This is a genomic window from Chryseobacterium candidae, from assembly GCF_004916905.1.
GTDB lineage: Bacteria > Bacteroidota > Bacteroidia > Flavobacteriales > Weeksellaceae > Chryseobacterium > Chryseobacterium candidae.
Window position 1 is genome coordinate 93,025 of sequence record NZ_SDLV01000023.1, and the last position, 21,299, is coordinate 114,323.

General features: G+C 33.7%; 18 protein-coding genes and 1 tRNA gene. 3 read left to right on the plus strand and 16 right to left on the minus strand.

All coding sequences use genetic code 11. The features are described from left to right. Window positions 1-71: 71 nt before the first annotated feature. The gene (locus EK417_RS11585; RefSeq protein ID WP_228402587.1) at window positions 72-503 is read right to left on the minus strand and encodes a hypothetical protein; all 432 of its coding nucleotides are present in this window, start codon (window positions 501-503) and stop codon (window positions 72-74) included. 245 nt (window positions 504-748) lie between these two features. Between EK417_RS11585 and EK417_RS11590 the strand changes: the two genes are divergently transcribed. The 3 genes from EK417_RS11590 (at window position 749) to EK417_RS11600 (ending at window position 3,357) form a co-directional block, all read left to right on the plus strand. Continuing rightward, complete coding sequence (locus EK417_RS11590) at window positions 749-1,387, plus strand: alpha/beta hydrolase (RefSeq protein WP_136522242.1); 639 nt, start codon at window positions 749-751, stop codon at window positions 1,385-1,387. A gap of 118 nt (window positions 1,388-1,505) precedes the next feature. Next, window positions 1,506-2,825 carry a PDZ domain-containing protein gene (locus tag EK417_RS11595; protein WP_076596785.1) on the plus strand — a complete coding sequence of 440 codons (1,320 nt, stop codon included), beginning with the start codon at window positions 1,506-1,508 and terminating at the stop codon, window positions 2,823-2,825. 4 nt (window positions 2,826-2,829) lie between these two features. Continuing rightward, complete coding sequence (locus EK417_RS11600; RefSeq protein WP_076596784.1) at window positions 2,830-3,357, plus strand: hypothetical protein; 528 nt, start codon at window positions 2,830-2,832, stop codon at window positions 3,355-3,357. On the opposite strand, the gene EK417_RS11605 is transcribed toward EK417_RS11600, so the two are convergent. From EK417_RS11605 to EK417_RS11675, 15 genes are all read right to left on the minus strand, one after another. Next, a complete protein-coding gene (locus EK417_RS11605; RefSeq protein ID WP_076596828.1) occupies window positions 3,350-4,378 on the minus strand; it encodes a L,D-transpeptidase in 1,029 nt (342 codons plus the stop codon). The genes EK417_RS11600 and EK417_RS11605 overlap by 8 nt on opposite strands. 570 nt (window positions 4,379-4,948) lie before the next feature. Then, window positions 4,949-5,022, minus strand: a tRNA-Asp gene (locus tag EK417_RS11610). A 245-nt stretch (window positions 5,023-5,267) separates the two neighbouring features. Then, a complete protein-coding gene (locus EK417_RS11615; RefSeq protein ID WP_136522280.1) occupies window positions 5,268-6,368 on the minus strand; it encodes a glycosyltransferase family 4 protein in 1,101 nt (366 codons plus the stop codon). Between the two features lie 446 nt (window positions 6,369-6,814). Next, complete coding sequence (locus tag EK417_RS11620) at window positions 6,815-7,951, minus strand: glycoside hydrolase family protein (RefSeq protein ID WP_136522244.1); 1,137 nt, start codon at window positions 7,949-7,951, stop codon at window positions 6,815-6,817. Next, window positions 7,948-9,327 carry a phenylacetate--CoA ligase family protein gene (locus EK417_RS11625; RefSeq protein WP_136522245.1) on the minus strand — a complete coding sequence of 460 codons (1,380 nt, stop codon included), beginning with the start codon at window positions 9,325-9,327 and terminating at the stop codon, window positions 7,948-7,950. Before EK417_RS11625 ends, EK417_RS11620 begins: the two co-directional genes overlap by 4 nt. After that, on the minus strand, window positions 9,328-10,131 hold the full coding sequence (locus tag EK417_RS11630; RefSeq protein WP_136522246.1) for a glycosyltransferase family 2 protein: 804 nt from the start codon (window positions 10,129-10,131) through the stop codon (window positions 9,328-9,330). Beyond that, window positions 10,131-11,216, minus strand: coding sequence for an EpsG family protein (locus tag EK417_RS11635; RefSeq protein ID WP_136522247.1), 1,086 nt, complete (start codon window positions 11,214-11,216; stop codon window positions 10,131-10,133). The genes EK417_RS11630 and EK417_RS11635 overlap by 1 nt, the downstream gene beginning before the upstream one ends. Window positions 11,217-11,226: 10 nt before the next feature. Continuing rightward, window positions 11,227-12,309: a glycosyltransferase family protein gene (locus EK417_RS11640; RefSeq protein ID WP_076596777.1), complete on the minus strand. Its 1,083-nt coding sequence runs from the start codon at window positions 12,307-12,309 to the stop codon at window positions 11,227-11,229. Further along, a complete protein-coding gene (locus EK417_RS11645; RefSeq protein WP_136522248.1) occupies window positions 12,299-13,381 on the minus strand; it encodes a polysaccharide pyruvyl transferase family protein in 1,083 nt (360 codons plus the stop codon). Before EK417_RS11645 ends, EK417_RS11640 begins: the two co-directional genes overlap by 11 nt. After that, window positions 13,378-14,691, minus strand: coding sequence for a lipopolysaccharide biosynthesis protein (locus EK417_RS11650; protein WP_136522249.1), 1,314 nt, complete (start codon window positions 14,689-14,691; stop codon window positions 13,378-13,380). The genes EK417_RS11645 and EK417_RS11650 overlap by 4 nt, the downstream gene beginning before the upstream one ends. Further along, a complete protein-coding gene (wecB, locus tag EK417_RS11655; RefSeq protein ID WP_136522250.1) occupies window positions 14,692-15,810 on the minus strand; it encodes a non-hydrolyzing UDP-N-acetylglucosamine 2-epimerase in 1,119 nt (372 codons plus the stop codon). Window positions 15,811-15,830: 20 nt separating this feature from the next. After that, entirely contained in the window at window positions 15,831-17,123 is a 1,293-nt protein-coding gene (locus EK417_RS11660) for a nucleotide sugar dehydrogenase (RefSeq protein WP_136522251.1), read from the minus strand. A gap of 21 nt (window positions 17,124-17,144) precedes the next feature. Beyond that, window positions 17,145-18,113 carry an SDR family oxidoreductase gene (locus tag EK417_RS11665; RefSeq protein WP_136522252.1) on the minus strand — a complete coding sequence of 323 codons (969 nt, stop codon included), beginning with the start codon at window positions 18,111-18,113 and terminating at the stop codon, window positions 17,145-17,147. A 2-nt stretch (window positions 18,114-18,115) separates the two neighbouring features. Beyond that, window positions 18,116-20,452, minus strand: a complete 2,337-nt coding sequence (locus EK417_RS11670; RefSeq protein WP_136522253.1) for a GumC family protein — start codon at window positions 20,450-20,452, stop codon at window positions 18,116-18,118. Between the two features lie 3 nt (window positions 20,453-20,455). Continuing rightward, on the minus strand, window positions 20,456-21,166 hold the full coding sequence (locus tag EK417_RS11675) for a polysaccharide biosynthesis/export family protein (RefSeq protein WP_228402585.1): 711 nt from the start codon (window positions 21,164-21,166) through the stop codon (window positions 20,456-20,458). Window positions 21,167-21,299 lie beyond the last annotated feature (133 nt).

Genomic DNA, 21,299 nt, shown 5'->3' on the forward strand with positions numbered 1-21,299 from the left:
AACAACATATAAAAAGAATCCGTCTCACAAATTGGTTGTGAGACGGATTCTTTTTATAATGTTAAAGTAATTTAAGGCTCTAAGAAACTGTAATCAATAGAAGCAACCAACACACCTTTCCCTTTCTTCTTCACTGTTCTTGCTACCTCACCATCAATGTAAAGAGTGATTGTCAATTCAGAATTATCATCCGGCATTGAAGCGTTAGCATCAAGATTAAGCTGTGCCTGGCTGGAATTTACAAAGAACTCTCCACTTGTCCAGGGTGAAGTTACAGGAGACTGCGGAGTGTTAAATATATCTGTTTTAGTTGTACCTACCTGTGTTACAACACTTATAATGTTTCCTCCGGCAGTTGTCTTCACTTCGAACTGCACCACATGATCCTGAAATTCTTCATCATCATCTTTTTTACAAGAATTGACAACGGTGATTACAGAAAATAATAAAACGAATAAAAAAGAAAGTCTAAGTAAACTTTTTGAATTGTAAAATTGCTTCATTTCTCCAAATAGATTTTTTAATGTTTCAAATATAAGTTTTTTATTAATATAAAAATAACTTTTATGAAAAATTTCCAATAAAGATTTCCAAATAATATCAAATCAATAAAAATAAAAATTCTCCTGAAAATAAAAAAAGATACTCTAAAGAATTAATCATTACACATAAATCATCATGCAGCAGAAGTTCATTGTATGAATAACAAAAGTTAAGATTCTGCAGGTAATTTAATTATCTTTGCTGTATGAATTTAGATTATCTAGTAAGAGAGCCGGAAAATATTACTTCCCAAACTCCCATTCTTTTTATGCTTCATGGCTACGGCAGCAATGAGCAGGATCTTTTCAGTTTTAGAGAAACGCTACCCAATGACTGGATTATTGTAAGTTTCAGAGCTCCGCGTGATACTCAGTTTGAAGGATATTCATGGTATGATATCAATTTTAATGATCCCGAAAATTTCATTGATGTTCACCAGGCGAATGAGTCTTTACATGCTGTTCTGGAAAGTATGCTGAAGATTATCAACCACTATGGACTTACGGAAAGCAAAGCTCATCTTTGCGGCTTCAGCCAGGGAGGAATATTATGTTATGCTTTGGCTTTAAAACATCCTGAGCTTTTCAATCGTGTTGCCTGTATGAGCAGTTATCCTGAAGAAAAAATCCTGAACGGTATTGTAAAAGATAAAAAGAAACTGGAAGGACTTCGTTTCTTCATTTCTCATGGTACGGATGATGCTGTAATCCCACTTGAATGGGGAAGAAAAGCAGCAGATCTACTTTATGATCTCAGCTGTTACTTTACATTCAGAGAGTATATGAGCGGACATGGTGTTAATCAGAAGAATTACATGGATTTGATGGACTTCTTTTCAAAGTAAAAAGACTTCTTTAAAATAAATTCAACAAAAAACACTACTTTATTGTAGTTTATATAAACATTTCAGGTTTTGGAATGTTTTTTTATTATGATATAGATAAATTCACTAAATTCAGTAAATGAAATTTAAATTGCTTTTACTGGGACTATTTCTAAGCATTTTTGTAAATGCCCAGAATACTTTTGAACTGATCAATACTAAAAAAGCAGTTATTCCTTTTAAGTTTATCAACAATCTTATCTTTATTCCTATTAATATTAATGGTGCAGAACTTACCTTTCTTCTGGATACGGGAGTTTCTGAAACCATTCTTTTTAGCCTGGAAAATAAAGAAGTGAAGCTAAGCAATGTTGAAAAAGTAAAATTTTCCGGACTTGGGGGAAGTTTAAGTATTGATGGGCTGAAGTCTGAACGTAATCTGGGCAGAATAGGTGATGGAATAATCAATACCACTATGTCTCTTTATATCATTATTGATGAAGAATTTAATATTTCGCCTCACGTAGGAATTCCCGTAAATGGAGTGATTGGCTATCATTTCTTCAAAAACCATCCTATTTATATCGACTATTCTTCCAAGAAAATAACGGTATTTGAAGATGCCTCTCTTTTAGAAAAGAAAATCAGAAAATTTGAAGAATTTCCCATTACTATTGAAAGAGATAAGCCCTATATGTATGCAGGGGTAGAAATGACGAATGAAAAGAAAGACTCAAAATTACTGATTGATCTTGGAAACAGTGATGCCATATGGCTCTTCCCCACACTTATTAAAAATTTTGTTTATAACAGACCTAATATTGACGATTTTCTTGGCCGCGGTTTCAATGGAGATATTTATGGTAAAAGAAGTCGTATCCATAATTTTTACCTCGGAAATTTTAAGTTTGAAAAGCCTCTTACTTCTATGCCTGATGAATTCTCTATACAACACGTCAATTTAGTAGAAAACAGGAAAGGATCTGTAGGCAATGAAATTATGCGCAGATTTACAGTAATTTTTGATTATCCCAATAAAAAGTTATATTTGAAAAGAAACAGATACTTTAAGGATCCTTTTCATTTTAATATGAGCGGATTGGACTTCAAGCAGGACGGGCTGGAATGGCAGCAAGACAGAATAAATATTGAAACTCAAAAATCAGCTAAAGTAGTTAATGAAGTTTATAAAGAAGCTTTTCGTTATAAATTCAGTCTGAAGCCTATATTCTCTATTGCAGGAGTAAGAAAAGACTCTCCTGCATATGAAGCAGGCCTGAAAAAGGAAGACAGAATTCTAAGTATTAATGGAGACCCTACTTCTGAGATGACACTGGAGAAAATTGTAGAGCTTATGAAATCTAATGAAGGCCGAAATATTACTATGGTTATTCAAAGGAAAAATGAAAAACTCATATTAAGTTTCACCCTTCAAGACCCTATTCCTTATCAAGAATAAAAATATGAATACCGAAGAAACCACCTTAGACAGAATAAGAACGAGACCCAGATTTAAAATGTTTACTCACCTTACCAAAGAAGAGTATGCTGAAAATCTGAAAAAATATATGGAAGTGCATAAAGATGAGTTTTCAGGCAACATCAATAAAGAAGTGGCTACCATCTGGGTAAAAACAGAATATGATAATTACTGGAAACCCCGTCTTGCCTTACGAATAGAAATGGAAGATGAGCATACGGTAATACGAGGCGTGTTTGGCCCGAGTTCTGCGGTGTGGACATTCTTTATGTTCCTTTATTTTTCTTTTTCTATTCTCTGGATGACCTTTTTCACCATGTATTACGTTGAAAAGCAAATAAAAAGCGCCGAATACCCTTGGGCATTGAGCGCTTCTTTTATCATGTTATTTTTTATTATTCTCACTTATATTGCTGCAAGATTCGGGCAATATAAAGGTAAAGAGGAAATGCTTAATCTTAGAAAATTTGCGGAAGAATCTACTTTACAGTTTGAAAAGAAAATTAATTAGACAGAGATTCTACAGGCTTTTCATTCTGAACAGGTACAGCTGATGCTTTTGCCGCTTTGATAGAATCCGCCACTTTTTCTCTGTTGCTTTGTTCTTTAAGCATTTTCGGGACATCCGGTTCTAAGAGTTTTGTAAGTTCTTCAACAGAAATATTGTTGGCATTAGGATCGTCCAGAAGCTTTCTCCATGGTTTTCTTCCGCCCCATTTATAATCTCCGAATACCATTACTGCTGTACCTCTGGCTTTAGTGGTAGCACCTCCGGGATTCAGAATCCAGGTATCTGCATAGGAATACAGCCATTGGGCATCTTTTCTCAGCAATCGTAAACATGAGTGTGAAGCAGGATATCCGGGAAGCGTATATTCATGCCATCCGATTCCTCCTATATTATGAATATTAAAGTTGTAAGGAAGTTTCCATTCACTGCTCACGGTGGAAATAGCCAGTTTCTTTTTCCAGTTGGCAAAAGTAAGTCCCCTTGTGGTCTGAGCTGCTTTTTTACCCATACTTGTAGGTCCCCATTTCACGAGACTTCCATTAGAATATACAGCAAAAGCCTGTATAGGATATGAGAAGATAACAAACTTTTTCACTCCGCTCAACACATCCAGCTGCATGGGAAAAGGTGAATATGCCATCAATGTTGTATCTATTTTCGCAGGAACAACCAATGTGTCTGCATTCCATTTACTTTTAGAATCTAATCGGTTTAAGGCTAAAATAGCAGTTCTTTCCTCTACACTATATTTTTTACTGAATTCTGCATAAATAGAATCACGCATTTTTTTATCCTTGGGAAGAACAAAAGCGTTATAAAAACCATTCTCCTGCATAACAGGTGGAACGGATTCTTTTTTTACTACAGGAACAGAATCTTTCTTTATAGAATCTTTTTCAACCTCCGGAACTTCTGAAGAAGAAACGGTATCTTTAAAAGTATCACTTATTTTTTCTATTTCCTTTTTACAGGAAACAAGCGAAAAAGCGCATAAACAGACATAAAAAAAGGATTTTTTCACAGATATGTTTTTCATAAATAAATCGGCCATTTAGTTTGGCTACCCAGTACAAATATCAGACCTAAATTTGAATCCTAAAAGACATTCTTAAAAATACCGTAAAAAAACGGATGCTTTATCACTGTAAATGAGGAGTTATAGTTGACAAACCGAAAGAAAACATAGATTTTAAAGGTATTCCCCGATATTGAAAAGAAACATTATTCATCAGTCTTTTCTCTTGTAGAAATCCATTCTAGATTTCTCTTTTGTCAAAACCGTTAAGCATCCTGATGCCATCCTGCCCCACCTCGGCATCCTGTTATTAAAAGTTTCTTATCTTTTTCTACACTGACATCACATAAACATGAACAGCTTGAGTGCGAAGAGTCCGGTTCTTTAAGCTTTTCAAAACGTTTGCTTCGGATTATACAAATAAATTTCAAACATCCCGTACACTCCCATTCCATCATCAGGGACAGAAAATGCTATATCACCATTCCCGTCAAAATTATAATCTTCGATAATACGGATCAGTCTCAAAAGTTGGGGTAAAAATAAAAAAGTCTTCTATTTCTAGAAGACTTTTTGCGATCCGGACGGGACTCGAACCCGCGACCTCCGCCGTGACAGGGCGGCATTCTAACCAGCTGAACTACCGGATCAATAAGGTAGCATTTGCTTTTTAACTGGTGCAAATATATAGCTTTTTTTAGCTTCTTCAAAGAAACCTATTTCTTTTCTTTCACAGCCATTGTTAAGGTACAGATTGTCAAACACAAAAAAGCGGATATCCTTACTTAAAGAGTAACTTTGTAAAAAATCATATTTAAACTTTGAAGAAAAATTTCTGATCAAGCTTTACCATCAACATTAGTGTTACTTTACAAATATATGATCACTATAAATTTTATTTTCGAAAACCTTTTTCTTTTATTAATTTGTTATATTCACTTAATATAGCATTCCAAATCACTGACTGCTCGAATCGATCTTCAATCATTGGTCGGGCATTCATCTTTAAAGCCTGATAATAATCCTTATTCATGATCATTTTCTCCATTTCTTCTGTAAGTCTTTCACTGTCTTTTACAGGAACAATTACCCCATTTTGATTTTCTATTATGATTTCATTACATCCATTGATATCAGAAACGATACTTGGCAGCTCCATTGCTCCAGCCTGCATTACTACGTTAGGAAATCCTTCACGATAACTAGGAAAAACCAACGCATTAGAAATCGCAAAATAAGGACGCACATCCCTCTGAAAACCTACAGAAATAATATTTGGATTATTTTCAATCTCTTTTAATGTATCAGAATATAAAGGATCCAGCTCCTGTTCCAGACAACCTACCAGTAATAATTTTGAACGCTGCTGATTTTCTTGATTATTTAAAGCAGAAAATGCTTTTATCAATTCATTAATTCCTTTGTCTCCCACCAAACGCCCTACAAACACAAAAACAAAATCAGTATCTTTTATTTTCAATTGCTCTTTGAGAAGAATTTTATGATCTTCCGAAACTTGTTGAGGCGAAAAGAATGAAGTATCAATTCCGTTTGATGATCCATTCCCGATTACTTTAAGCTTATACTTGTTCGTATATTTGTGCTTAATAATATAATCAGACAGTCCTTTTGAATTTGGGTACACCTGGGTTGCAGAAGCATAGGTAAGTTTTTCAACAAGATCTAAAACATGACGTTTCATGCCTTTTACCTCCATCAATGGTAAACCTGCTACTGTATGCAGCCGATGAGGAACTCCTGCCATTCTTGCAGCCAGCATTCCTACAATACCAGCTTTAGGGGTATGGGTATGAACAATTTGGGGGTTTTCTCTTTTTAAAAATTTGTAAGTACTCCATAAAGATTTAATGTCTTTTATTGGGGTAATCTTACGAGACATATCAATCGATATTACATCAATCCCTTCATCATTTTTCACTTCATCCAGTTCCTTACCAGGTGATGAAACACCTATTACATCAAAATGTTCTGACATAAATCGGTGCTGCCCTTTCAATAGAATTTTTAAAGAAAGTGGTACTGTTGTAATCCGTATTAATTTAGCTTTCAACTTCTTTTTATTTTTTTATTATTCCTGAAAAATCTAGAACTAATGAATAAATTTCTAGCAAATCTTTTTTTGTGTTGTAAAATATTATCAAAAACACTATAATTCACATATTTTTGATAAAAAAAGATAATATATAATCCCGCCCTAAAACAGGTCCAATTTCAAACAGAATTAGTTCTGAATTAAAACTGCATCATTACTGCTTTGGAAAATCATTTATTTTCCAATTTGGTTAAGTGTTTTTTGAGTTTAATAGCTTTTTGGTAGTTACAAATTGTGTATAATCATCGATTATTGCTAGCTATTTTTTTGTATCGGATACCTATGATCTCATCTATCTACATACTATTACTTTAGCTCAGATGAATTGTTTAATATTTTAGTTTACTACTATCTTTAACATTTTTTAAAAGTGATTCTGTAGAACGATCGATCTTGTTTTTGGTATTAAATTTATAATTGTTCATTTGAATCATGGGATACAATCCAAATTGATCTCTTTTCTCAAAAGGCTTGGTCACATTATTAGTAACAAAATTATCTACTTTAAAATAACCTGTCATTTCCTTGATATTAGGTTTCGCTTTATATCCAGCTATATAAATTCCAGAATTAGCATTTTCCACTGAAATATTTGAGCAGGAAACCGTAACATCCTTTGCTACACTCTGGTTACCATACTGTCCTAAATGCAAGTCTATACCTACATTTGCATTATTAATCTTAACATTCTCAATAATAATGTTTTCTAAAATATTATTACTGTCGTCAGGTTCAATATCAATACCTGCCATAGGATTTGTTCCATTAATATTTGTAATCAAAAGATTTTTGATTACTATATCCTTACCTCCAGCAATTGTTATTCCATTTCTTCTTACATTGTTAATAATTCCCCCTATGATATTAATATTTTCTGTTGGAAATATTTTTTCCTTGGTAATACCGGCTCTCATATTTCTCATAGTCTTCACCAAGACAATTCCGTCTCCCCAGCAATCAGAAATATTAACATTAAAAATGTCAATATTTCTTGAACCTCTGATATCAATACCAAACCCCCACTCGCCTTTAGAATCCAAATGTTTATCACGATCTCCTACCAATGTGGGATTATAAATTTTAACATTTTCAACTCCATGTAAACTAATGATCTGATACCGTATATTGGCAGTTGGCTTTAATATCAGGGAGGAGTTTTTCTGAAAATATATTTGTGAGTTTGATTGCGCAAAGATTCCGTTTGTCATTAGTGGAAAGTCCGGCATCATTACTTTACTATTTCCATCAATCGCTTTTTGAATATAATCAGTATAGTCTACTGTTCCATCCTTCACATACCCTTTGGGAAGTAGTGTTTCAATTTTGAAAAAATCATTAGTTTGAACAGCGATTTTCTGATTTACTATTAAGGAATTATCTACCGTCACCTTATCTTTCCGTTGTGAACAACAGATGATAGAAAAAGTTGACAGAACTAATATTAAAAACGATTTTATAATTTTCATAATAAATCTTTTATATTATTTTTTACGATTCTATATTTTCCACTGTCTTCTACAGAAATCTCACTTACATAGTGAAGATGTATTTTCATAACATTTCCTACCCGGTCCCTCCAGTTTTGGAGAAATACTTTCTCTATCTGCTTCGAATAGATATCATGATCAACAACAACATACAGTTCCAATTCATCCAATTTATTCTGTACGGCCTGAAACCTGATGATTCCTTTTGTATCTTTTAAGGTATTGGAAACATTTCCTAAATTGATTTTCCCATTTTCAATCGAATAAATAAAATCATCAATTCTTCCTAAGATTTCTTTTACCAAAGGGTTATTATTTCCACAGCTGCATGTTTTATCAGCATTTTCAAGTGTTATCGAGTCACCGATATCATATCTAACTAGCGGAGTGGCGGCCGTGGTAAATGAAGTTACCACTAATCTTCCGGATTGCGCCGGCTGATTATTTTCATCTAAAACTTCAAAAACACCCGTTTGCAGTTCCAAATGAAGGTTTCCTTTCTCACACTCAATAATGAAAGGAGCTCCTTCGGAAGAAGCGTATTGGTTATAAAGTTTTGCTTTAAAAAATTTTTCTATAAAATATCTTGTTTCTTCAGTAATGGTTTCTGCTGTCGGGAACACTGCTTTTACAGTATTTTCAGGAAAATCATATCCATTGGCAATACCGTATTTGGCAATTTCCAATATGGTAGACGGAAATCCTACTAAATACTCTGGTCCGAAACGAATTAAATCTTCTACATAATATTTAAGATAGTCATCTTTGATATGGAATGTGGAATAATAGCGAACATGGTGCACAAAATCTGTTTTCCAAAATACATTCTTCTTAACATCCCTAGCTGTCAATAAATTTTTCCCAGAAAACCATGCTGTTTTTTTTCCCAGTTCATACCCGAATCTGGATCTGAAATCATCTAAAAAAGCAAATCTTTCCTGGCTGTCTCTGAAAAAAAACTTCACTTCCAGGGATTTTCCTGTAGTACCTCCTGTTTTGGATTTTTCTAATTTTTCAGATGTTTTTACCGTTATGGAATCAATATTATTACGAAGTATTTCCTTATTAACGATTGGCAGGCTGGAAATATTATCAATTGATTCAGCATTCTTAATAGGTCCAATCGAATTTTTATAATAATCTGAATTTTGAATTACAAATTTTATAAAGTCTGAATACCTTTTTTTCTGATATTCTTTTAGCTCTTCTAATGATAATGTGCGATTTTCTTTTTTCTCTTTTCTGAAATTTTTATACTCGCCACGATATCTTCTTTTATAGGCCTGTTTGTTATACATATAGACCATAAAGTTCTGAAGAAAATCAGGTAATAATTGATATACTTTTTCTTTCATTTAAAAACCTTGTTTAATCATTAACTTAATAAAGTTTGCAAAATCAATATCCTTCAATAATGAAGCATATTTTCTATAGAGTAATTTTTTCAAATATTTTTTCTCATCTAAAGATTTTACTGTAGAGAAGTCCAAATGATAGAGGATAGATCTTGTAATATCTGACTTTCCCTTACTATTATTTTCAGCCTCCTGCAAGTATAATTCTGTAACTACTGGAGAATAAGCTATTTCATATTCTCTGGATAACTTTCCCCAAAGATCTATATCTTCTCCTCTGGATAACCTTTCATCAAATAATTTTGCTTTTAACAGAGCTTTTTTACTCACACAGACACAAGAGGTATGTATTAATGCTTTTTTGAAAATTATTTTGAAATAATCTTTAACGATTCCTTCCTTAAGTTCATCCTGTTTTCTATTATCAACAATATTTTCTTCAGAATACTTTCTTGCAAAATTCGTAACAAAAACATCTGCTCTACTTTTATATCTGGTAATAAGCTTATTGATTTCCTCCAGATGATTGGGCAACCACTCATCATCAGCATCCAAAAAAGCAATATATTCAAATTGAGATTTTTCAATCCCTATGTTACGTGCTGAAGAAACACCTCCATTTTCTTTATTGAACAATTTTACTCTTTGATCATTAATTTCACTGACGATATCCGGACCTTTATCTTTACTTCCATCATTAATAATAATGATTTCAAAATTCTGATATGTCTGGTTCAGTACCTTACAGATCGTTTCCTTAATATATTTTTCTTTGTTATACAAAGGGATTACTACTGATATCATTATTTTAAATTAAACATTAAAAACAGGAAAAAACAAATAAAAAATATTCCAAACAGATTGAAAAAACCTATTTTCTGATTGGTTTGGGTGTACGGATACATCAGAAAAGGAATGAAAATCCATGATAAGAAACCAAAACGATCACTAAAAGCCGCGGAAAACATAAGAAAGAAAAAAGCAGAGGTAAGCATATACGTCACATAAAACCTTTTATACTTTAAATACTCTTCAATATTTCCAATGTTTTTAAGAGTATAGTATCCAATCACTGCAAAAATGGTATTGAATATAAAGAAGTCTGCCCTAAAACCCGTTTTGTAAGCAACTTTAGCTCCTTTGGAGTAATACTGATCTAACCTTTCTTCAACCAAAACATTGATCACAGGTATTTTACCTAGAAGTTCATTTAGATTAAAATTCACTAATGACAGTACCGTAGCAGCTACATAAATCAAAAATATTACTTTAAGATTATTAATCCTGGTAGACAGGATGAAGACCATAATAGGGATAATAATTGAAGCATGATTGAAAAATGCAACAATAAAAAACACAATGGATAACCATTTTTTCTTATCAAAATAGGTGACTGCCAGAAAAAAGAAAGAGAATGCAATTCCCTGTCTGGTTGTATTAATACCCATCGTTTTAAAGAAGAACATACTCACTATGATAAAGAAAATCAGAAACCTGTTTTTCTGTGTTAAATTCCGTATGCCTATAATAATGGGTGTTACATATAGCACTGCATTCAATGTAAAAAAAACTTTATAATTATCACTAATTTTACGGGCAAATAATGAAATAAAATAGATTCCTATATCTTTGAGTTCGTTTAAAGAGCGTACAACTTTAGCCCCGGTAAAATAGACCAATGATCTTTCTGAATCCGAGCCTACTTTTTTATCTCTGATACCTATCAGTAATATCATCACCAATGCATAAAACAATAATAAGAAATTCTGAACATCATCAGAATTCTTTCTTCTATAGACATATTCATTAATCAGAATGACAGCAAAAAGAGCCACACTCATATAAATAAGTGTAAATCTTAAGTCAAATGCATGTATAATAGGATCCATTTTTCTCTTTCTACAAATTCTGCATGATACGGTCTAATTCAAGATCATAATTATAACTGCTATAAAATGATTTTGCATTTCTTGAATATTCTGTATAATTTTCCAAGATACTCTGTAGGGTTTCAGCCACTTTATCTTCTTTTCGGAAATCAATACATTCTCCCATTTTATTGGTTACAATTGTATTAATAAGTCCTGGAATATCATTTCCAATCATAGGTATTGCAAAGTTAGAAAACTCCCATAATTTGTTGGGCGCACAAAATATATTATTCAAAGAAGAATGATCGTATGTTAATATACCAATATCCGCATGGCTGGTTACATGCAAATGATAAGGCGGTGCAACAAACGGAATATGGATAATGGAAGGACATATAGTCTGTAATTTCTTCAAATACTCTGTTTCCTTACCCATTATAATCAATGCAAAATCTTCTGACTGATTGATGTAACGGCAGATTCCTTCCAATTCTCTTTCAGGAAAAATAACTCCCTGGTAGATAATTTTCTTTTTCCCTTTTGCGGATTCCAAAAGGTTTGACAATTCATCAGTTAGAGGGAGATTTCTTTCAGACAATTCTGAATAAGGCTTATTCAGAATCACCTCCGGGGTTTTATTGAGCTTCCACCAAACCCGAAGTATATTGGCTCTGTCTAAATTTGAACAGATGACCATTTTTGCATTTTTTGCAAATTTTTCAAGACCTTTTATATACCTTGGTGCATAATCGAACAGCTCATATAAATTAAGCACATAGTTAAGTGACAGTAGCTTTTTTCCTAGAGCCAGTGTAGTATCTGCAGCCGGAATCCAGATCAGTTTATCCTGATAATGGTTTTCATGCATAATTTTCCAAAAGGTTGTTCTGATCTTAAACCAGTATAAAATCTTGTTGGATGAAGGTTTTATCTCGGTTAAATGAACTTTATAACAAAGACGGTTCAGCTCATCTATTAAGTTTCCTTTCTCAAAGCCTAAAACAAGATGTATTTTATAACCATTTTTATTCAGATACTTTATAAAAGCCAGTAAAGGAGGGTAATCTGAAACGCAGGTTTTATGAACAATTACAATTTCTTTATTCTCCATTAAATGTACTGTTATATTTTTTTATAAATTGATTCAACATATCATCTGCTTTTGTTCTCAGCTCCGAAATAGACTTCTCATGATTATTTTCTAACTCAGAATTGAGTAAATCACCAAGTGTCACAATATCGAAACGATCATCCCATAAAGCAAATGAAGGAATCTGCTCTGTAAGAATTCTTAATTTAGGCTCTATTTCAACACAGATTACTTTTTTTCCCAACAACCCGGCAATGATTGCACCGTGGTAACGGGCAGTAATAAATGTAGAAAATGAGTTTAAAATTTCTATAAAATCATTGATTTGCATTGTTTCAGGATGCCAGACGATACTTTTATAATTCTGTATTCTTTTGATCCATTTCGGATCTTTATCTTTTGCAAATACAATAAATGTAACGTCCAGATGCGGATTGGAATTAACAAAGTGGATCAGTTGGTCCTGATAATCAGCCGGACTGTTCTTCCAGTCCCAGTCTCTCACGATAATTCCTATTTTATTGGTATCTTCTGCCTTTGGAACATTTTGAATATGTTTATAAAAATAGGATGAAAATACTACATCAGCTCCTAAGAATGATTCAATATTCCAGTCGTTACAGTAATTATAAGAAACCCGATCTCTGACCCCAGTGAACAATGAATCTTTTAATTGATTCTTTGCAAATTCTATAGCCTGTATATTATTATTAAAAGGTCCTAAACCAAAACCTAGAAAAGCCTTTTCAAAACCAGACACTTCTGCATGATCAGCAGAACTGATTTTCCGAAGTAATTTTTTTAATATTTTAACCGGATTTTTAGAAATATTATTCTTCATTTTGGTTGCAAGCGTAGATTTTTCTATAAAAGAAAAAAACTGTGTTCCACCACCATACACCAATAAATCATCTTTCTGATTATTATTATATGATGAACCGCTTAAAAATTTTAGCACATAATTATTTTCAGCTCCAATAAAGTTCAGTGATTTGTTTTTAATATTGGCCTTGATAAAATCCTCAAATACAATCATTAATAAATCATCACCAAAATTACTATCACCATATGCTCCTTTTATTGATATATTCATGAAATATAATATTTTATAAAATAATTTATTATTATAACAATAACTACTACAGATGTAATCAAACAAAGCTTTCGGATTCTTACTTGTATTTTTTCAGATTTCAATATATCCCAATATCTAAAAATAAACATAAAATAAAACCCAATTAAAAATGAAATCGAAATACCTTGTAATCCCAATATTTGTATTAGGACTATACTAGATACAATTGAAATAATTGCTCCTAGCAAAGAGGTGATTGTAATTTTTAATGTATTCTTTTCTTTCTGATATTTTAACCCCAGAAAACCTGCGATGGCGTTGAAGCCTACTCCTAAATATAGAAATGGCATATATTGCCAAGCTTCAAAATATTCTTTGGAAACTAGTATTTTAGTCATTACAGGAGACACCATTCCCAGGAAGAAAGCTAAAGTTATTTCAAACATAATAAACTTATCTAGCAATCTATTAAAGGTGATATCATCTTTTTCTTTTAAAATACGATCCTGTAATGGCAACAGTAAAACAGAATTGATCACTAAAAGCAATGCAGGAAAACGACTGGCTACCGCATACAAACCATTTCCTTCAGCTCCCATATAATGCAGTATAATAAATTTACTGGCAGAAGATATAGCCCACCAGCTCATTAAGTTGGGGATCAAAGGCAAAGAATAAGATGCCATTGATTTTATAAGCTTAAGATCCCAATACTTAAATTTGAAATACTGAATTATCCTTACTTTATATAAAACCAGAATACATGCAACAGTATAAGCTACAATATTGGCAATGAATACGCCTTCAACATTTAACTTTAACAGGTAAATGAATATGACATTAAAAACAACAATTAAAAAAGTAGTTAAAATCCCGTTGATAGCAAACTGTCTGGTATTCCCCTGCCCTCTTAAAATACTCTGCAGTAAGGGCAGTAAGCAATTAAGAAAAATCAGTACTATGAAATATCCCTGATACTGAAAGCTGTTAAAAAAAATATAAACAGAAAAGCCAAGACAAAAGAGAAGATATCCTATACATAATGTTATGATAGAATTGGTCATAATTTTTGCCTTCTCGGTTTCACTGATATATTCTTTATCAATTAGCCATCTGTAGGTAGCATCGGAAATCTGTAAAGACACCAATGGTGCAAAAAGACTTATTGTTGTGAGCAGTAAGTCATATTCTCCCAATTCTTTTTTAGTGAGAAAATAGGTATAAAAAGGGACTAATAAAAATGAAAGAATCTTTGATCCAAAGCTTCCTATGGAATATGTTAAAGTTTCTTTAAACATCTTCTTTTTGATCAGAGAAGATATATTCATTTATTTACTTTTTATAAAATTTACAATGCGCTTACAAGCAGTTCCATCTCCATAAGGATTATGCAGTTCTCTCATGGATTGATAGCGTACCGGATCATTTAATAAACTTTGCGCTTCTGAGACAATTTTATTTTTATCTGTACCTACAAGAATTACAGTTCCTGCATTCACAGCTTCGGGTCTTTCTGTAGTATCACGCATTACCAGCACCGGTTTCCCAAGACTTGGAGCTTCCTCCTGTATACCTCCGGAATCGGTAATGATCAGATAAGACTGGTTCATAAGCCATACAAAAGCCGGATATGCCAGGGGCGCTATCAGGATTACATTTTTAATATCAGATAAAATTTCATATACCGGCCCTTTTACATTAGGATTCAGATGTACAGGATAAATAATCTGAATATCAGGGTTTGTTACAGCTATTTCTTTTAAAGCTTCACAAATATTGATAAATCCCTGCCCATGATTTTCCCTTCTGTGGCCTGTCACCAGTATTATTTTTTTAGAAAGATCTATATTGGTCTTAAGGGTTTCTATTTCTGTGTTATCTATATGTTCTACTTTTGCAGAGCTAAAAAATAATGCATCGATCACTGTATTTCCTGTAATGAGTATATTTTCTTCTTTGGTGTTCTCAGCTAATAAGTTCTGCTTAGACTGTTCTGTCGGAGCAAAATGATAATCTGCAATACGTCCTGCTACCTGTCTGTTAATTTCTTCCGGAAATGGAGATCTTTTATCATGGGTTCTTAATCCGGCTTCTACATGGCATACTTGAGCACCGGAATAAAAACTTGCAATGCTGGTAGCCATTGTAGTAGTGGTATCCCCATGTACATACACATAATCAGGATTAAAATCTTCCAAAACAGATTTCATTCCTGTAAGAATATCAGCAGTCAGATTATACAAATTCTGGCCAGGCTTCATGAGATTTAAATCGTAGTCTGGCTTGATATCAAAAAAACTTAAAACCTGATCCAACATCTCTCTATGCTGAGCTGTGACACAAACTTTAGTCTCAAATGATGATTCTTTTTGAAATTCCTTTACCAAAGGAGCCATTTTTATAGCTTCGGGTCTTGTTCCAAAAACAATCAGATGTCTTTTTTTCATAATTTTAAGCAAATAAATATTTACAGCCTGGAATCACATTCTTCCAGAACGCCCTTTACATCATAAATAATTCCTCCTTCCTTCAGATAATCATTCAGATTGATTCCCATAAATTCTTTATGAGCAACTGTAAGGATAATTGCATCAAATTTTTCTTGTGGAATTTCATTCACAACATCTAACCCATACTCATGTTTTACTTCTTCAGGTTTAGCCCATGGATCAAAAGTAGTAACATGTAAAGAATAATCTTCAAGCGCCTGAATAACATCTACCGCTTTGGTATTACGTACATCCGGACAGTTTTCTTTAAACGTTATTCCTAAGTTTAATATTTGAGCTCCATTGATGCTGATCTTCTTTTTGATCATTGTTTTTACCAACTGGGAAGCCACATATTGTCCCATGGAATCATTAAGCCGGCGTCCTGCCAATATGATTTCAGGATGATAGCCATTTTCCTGAGCTTTCTGAGCCAGATAGTAAGGATCTACTCCGATACAATGCCCACCAACCAATCCTGGTTTGAATGGTAAGAAGTTCCATTTGGTTCCTGCTGCTTCCAATACAGCATGTGTATCAATTTCCAAAAGGTTGAAAATTTTAGCCAGCTCATTCACAAAAGCAATATTAATATCTCTCTGTGAATTTTCAATTACCTTAGCTGCTTCCGCAATCTTTATCGTTGGAGCCAGGTGAGTTCCTGCTACAATTACAGATTTATATAAAGTATCTACTACTTCTCCAATTTCCGGTGTAGAACCTGAGGTAACTTTAAGAATTTTTTCTACAGTGTGTTCTTTATCACCGGGATTAATCCTTTCAGGTGAATAACCTCCAAAGAAATTCTGATTGAATTTAAGTCCTGAAACTTTTTCCAGAACAGGGATACATTCTTCTTCTGTAGCTCCCGGATATACGGTTGACTCATAGATAACAATATCTCCTTCTGATAATACTTTACCTACAGTTTCTGAAGATTTATATAATGGAGTCAGATCCGGACGGTTATGTTTGTCTACAGGGGTAGGAACGGTAACGATATAGATGTTTGCATCTTTAATATCATGGATGTCTGCTGAACAGTACAATCCGTTTTCAGCAGCCTGACTAAAAGGACTTTCGTACTTTAAGACCGCTTTTAGCACATCATCCTCCACTTCAAGAGTACTATCAGTTCCTGTATTTAATTCTTCAATCCTTTTCTGATTGATATCGAACCCTACAACCGGATATTTTGTTGCAAATAATCTTGCTAAAGGCAACCCTACATATCCTAACCCAATTACGGCAATTTTATATTGTTTTTCCACAAAGAATCAATTTAATCTTATTTATTTTAAATTTTCCCAATACCAGCTGATAGCTTCTTTTAATCCTTTTTCTATCGTATGGCTTGGCTTATAACCTAGTAATTTTTCTGCTTTCTCAACAGATGCCAGAGAGTGAGGAATATCTCCTACACGGTTCGGACCATGAATAACTTCAACTTCACCAATCTTCTCGTCGAATTCACTTAAATACTTTTTAAGATATCCTACCAGATCATTCAATGTGGTACGATCTCCTACAGCGGTATTATAAACGGTATTCACAGCTTCATCACTTTCAGTAAGCATAGCCAGTTCATTCATCTGAATAACGTTGTCTATGTATGTAAAATCACGTGAATAATCTCCTGTTCCGTTTATTGTGGGAGATTCGTGGTTGATTAGCTGTTTTACAAATAAAGGAATTACCGCAGCATAAGCTCCGTTCGGATCCTGTCTGCGTCCAAATACATTGAAGTATCTAAGTCCGATACACTTCATCCCATATGTTTTTCCAAATACATCAGCATATAATTCATTGACATACTTAGTGATGGCATAAGGTGATAATGGTTTTCCGATGACATCCTCCACTTTAGGTAATGACTCTGAGTCTCCGTAAGTAGAAGATGAAGCAGCATATACAAAACGTTTTACGTTGGCATCACGAGCTGCGATCAACATGTTCAGAAATCCTGATATATTTACATCGTTACTGGTGATAGGATCTTTAATAGATCTTGGAACTGAGCCTAGTGCAGCCTGATGAAGAATATAATCTACATTTTCCACTGCCTTCTGACAAACCTCCAAATCACGGATATCTCCCTCAATGAGTTTATAGTTTGGATTCTCAAGAAAAGGCTGAACATTATGGCGGTGTCCTGTTGCAAAATTGTCTAAGCACACTACACTATAACCTTTACTCAAAAAATACTCCGTTAAGTTAGAGCCTATAAAACCCGCTCCACCTGTAATTAAAATTCTATTCATTTTTATGATTTGAAAATTTTGCTCCACCAACTTTTCCTGTCCTTCGTTTGGCTATAACCATACCCATAGCTATAGTTGTAACCATATCCGCCGGCACGTCTCGATACATCATTAATCACAAACGATACATTAGAAAGTTTTGAATCTTTCACCATATCATTGGCGAAATCTACCAGTATATTTTTTGATACTCCTGATCTTACGACATACAATGTTGCATCTGCTGTATCTGCAATACTTAAAGTATCAGAAACCAGCATCAGGGGTGCAGAGTCAATAATAATATAGGCATATCTGGAAGACATCTGTTCAATAAGCTTTTGGTAACGTCCGTTGGAAAGCAGTTCCTGAGGGTTAGGAGGAATAGCACCGGCATAAATAACGTCACAAGAATGATTGGTAGTGGATGTATGCACAAGCTCGTCTACATTCACAGACTCATCATATAAAAACTCCGTCAGACCTTTTCTTTTAACAGGTTCATCATCATATCTCTGAATCTGTGGATTACGAATATCTGACCCAATAAGAAGGGCTCTCGTATTTTTATTAGCAATGGTAAGTGCAAGGTTCACAGATACCAGAGTTTTCCCTTCTCCTTTTACAGAAGAAGTAACCATGATAACTTTAGCTGAATCCTTTACCGGTAAAACAAATTTCAGGTTGGAAACTAATACTCTGAAGGCTTCTGCCAGCTCTGAGAAGTCGTTCTTCTGAACCAGGTGATTTTCATTGTCTGAAAGTGAAGGAATATCCACGAGTATACCGAGACCTGAACGTTCTTTAATATCTTCTCTACTGTAAATTTTATCATCCAGAAGGAACAACAGATATAAAACAGCGAAAGGAATTAATAATCCTAGTAGTAAAGCACCGGGAAGAATAATTTCTTTTTTAGGTGATACCGGAATATCTTCAGTGAATGCAGGGTTTACAATTTTTGCTTTCGGAACGTCCACTGAAAGATTGATTGCATTTTCTTCTCTTTTTTGAAGAAGAAACAGGAATAACTGTTCTTTAAGATTTTGCTGGCGTTCAATACCTCTATATACTTTAGACTGTCCAGGAACCTTTTCAATTACATTATTGCTGGTCTTAATCTGGCTCTGAAGCTGAGAAATACCTGTCTGTACAGTTTGTTTCTGCTCACGAATATTGTCACGGATAACTTCCTTTAAAGAAGCGATCTCCTTGTTCATTTCTATAATAGCAGGGTTTTCATTGGTAGCCTGTTTAAGAGTCTTATTCCTACTGATAATCAAAGAATTATATTGAGAAATAGTTTGTTCCAGTGAAGGATTCAACCCAAGATTAGATGGCATAAGCTGATTGTTACCTTTGGAGGCCTCCCCTGAAAGGGAATTCAAAAGATCCAACTGAGCTTGCTGCTGAAGAAGAGCTTTTGTATTTTCACTGGTATTCTGAAGAGCCAGCTCAGCCTGTGCCTGCAGGTCGACAATACGGTTACGGTTTTGGAAATCTTCTTTTTGATTCTCTACTCCTGAAAGGTCTTTGGTAATCACTTCCAGTCTTTTATCAATGAATTCCTGGGTATTCTGAGCCTGTAAATTTTTATCTCTCTGACCATCCAGATTATACTGTCTGGTTACCTCATTAAGAATAGCTTCAGATTTTTCGGGAAGAGACCCTATAAGACTGATATCCATCAGCATTGCTTTCTCATCCGGAATATTGATCTGAATTGTTTTCTCAAGTTTTTTTACTCTCTCTATTGGACTCCAAAAAATAATTTTATACTTTGATCCTAAAGCTAGATCAGAATTACTTTGTAATAATATTGTTCCGAAATCCAGTTTTATAGGAGTATTAAATCTCCCTGCAATTTCTTTTTTATTTGCATTGTGAAGAATAAACTGATCTCCCTTTAAATCTGTTAGTGTATATTCAAATTTGACAAATTTTTCTTTAGTATAACTCAGTACTTTAGCGTTAATAGGAGTTTTACCAAATAGCTGGGAATCTTTAATGTCTCCTGCACTGAAATATTCTACATTAAGGTTAAGATTCTGTACCACCTGCATCAATAACGGTCGCGAATTAACAATGGCCGCTTCCCCTTTCAGTTCATCAGAGTTCCCCAGTCCTATTCCAAGATTATCAAGATCAGAAAGAGCTGAAGTAAGGTCATTTTGCTTTTTATCAAATTTAAGAGTAGTTTTTGACTGATATTGAGGAATGCTATACCTTAGATAAATAAAAGCTACTGCTAAGCAGATTATAATGGAGGCTATAAACCATGGCCATTTATAAAGATATTTGGCAATGACTTTTTTTAAGTTTAATTTTTCCTCCTTTGGTTGAAGTTCTATCTGCTGCATATTTTATCGTCGTGTTAAAGCAATAATAAGTGTACCCGCTGTTAATAATGCACCAATAATCTGGAATGTAAGGGCTCTGTTTGGGTTAGAGTTGGCTTGAACCTGTTTATTTTTGTCCGGCTGTACATATAATATATCATTCTGCTTCATATAATAGTATGGCGAACTCACAATATCAGATCTGGTAAGGTCAATGTGAACAATTTGGTCTGTACCGTCGTCTCCTGTACGGATAAGCTTCACGTTTGTACGGTCTCCGAAATCTGTCATGTCACCTGCAAGACCCAGAGCCTGAAAAATATTAATTTTTTGCGAAACACTTTCTTTTTGCCCCGGCATCTTTACTTCACCTAAAATGCTTACATTGAAATTTTTCAGAGTAATGGTTACCAGTGGATCTGTAAGATATCTTTTCAACCGGGATTCCAAATCCTGTTTCAATTGTACCTGTGTCATTCCTTTAGTATACACACTCCCTAAAACCGGGAAAGATATATATCCTTCTTCATTCACAAGATATTCACTTGGTTGCGAATACTGATTTGTACCGGTGTTTGATACACTTCCGACTTTATTTACGGTATTAAGATTAAAAGGTTTTACAGCAATTTCATCAAGTGCAGAAACAAGAATTAAAAGTACATCTCCTTCCTGAATATGCAAGCCTTGAAATTTTGCTTTAGCAACCTCCTCTTCCATATTATGTTTTGACATATATACCATATTCTGCTTTGGCCGGCATGATAATAAAATAACCGACAAAAGTGTTATATATGTAATAATCTTTTTATTCATATGCTATTTATTCTAAGTCTACTTGTGTTATTATTTAATAATCTATCTGGGT

Bases quoted from the DNA above. Each gene is read 5' to 3' on its own strand.
- EK417_RS11585 (WP_228402587.1), bottom strand. From the start codon at position 503: ATGAAGCAATTTTACAATTCAAAAAGTTTACTTAGACTTTCTTTTTTA.
- EK417_RS11590 (WP_136522242.1), top strand. From the start codon at position 749: ATGAATTTAGATTATCTAGTAAGAGAGCCGGAAAATATTACTTCCCAA.
- EK417_RS11595 (WP_076596785.1), top strand. From the start codon at position 1,506: ATGAAATTTAAATTGCTTTTACTGGGACTATTTCTAAGCATTTTTGTA.
- EK417_RS11600 (WP_076596784.1), top strand. From the start codon at position 2,830: ATGAATACCGAAGAAACCACCTTAGACAGAATAAGAACGAGACCCAGA.
- EK417_RS11615 (WP_136522280.1), bottom strand. From the start codon at position 6,368: ATGTCAGAACATTTTGATGTAATAGGTGTTTCATCACCTGGTAAGGAA.
- EK417_RS11620 (WP_136522244.1), bottom strand. From the start codon at position 7,951: ATGAAAATTATAAAATCGTTTTTAATATTAGTTCTGTCAACTTTTTCT.
- EK417_RS11625 (WP_136522245.1), bottom strand. From the start codon at position 9,327: ATGAAAGAAAAAGTATATCAATTATTACCTGATTTTCTTCAGAACTTT.
- EK417_RS11630 (WP_136522246.1), bottom strand. From the start codon at position 10,131: ATGATATCAGTAGTAATCCCTTTGTATAACAAAGAAAAATATATTAAG.
- EK417_RS11635 (WP_136522247.1), bottom strand. From the start codon at position 11,216: ATGGATCCTATTATACATGCATTTGACTTAAGATTTACACTTATTTAT.
- EK417_RS11640 (WP_076596777.1), bottom strand. From the start codon at position 12,309: ATGGAGAATAAAGAAATTGTAATTGTTCATAAAACCTGCGTTTCAGAT.
- EK417_RS11645 (WP_136522248.1), bottom strand. From the start codon at position 13,381: ATGAATATATCAATAAAAGGAGCATATGGTGATAGTAATTTTGGTGAT.
- EK417_RS11650 (WP_136522249.1), bottom strand. From the start codon at position 14,691: ATGAATATATCTTCTCTGATCAAAAAGAAGATGTTTAAAGAAACTTTA.
- wecB (WP_136522250.1), bottom strand. From the start codon at position 15,810: ATGAAAAAAAGACATCTGATTGTTTTTGGAACAAGACCCGAAGCTATA.
- EK417_RS11665 (WP_136522252.1), bottom strand. From the start codon at position 18,113: ATGAATAGAATTTTAATTACAGGTGGAGCGGGTTTTATAGGCTCTAAC.
- EK417_RS11670 (WP_136522253.1), bottom strand. From the start codon at position 20,452: ATGCAGCAGATAGAACTTCAACCAAAGGAGGAAAAATTAAACTTAAAA.
- EK417_RS11675 (WP_228402585.1), bottom strand. From the start codon at position 21,166: ATGTCAAAACATAATATGGAAGAGGAGGTTGCTAAAGCAAAATTTCAA.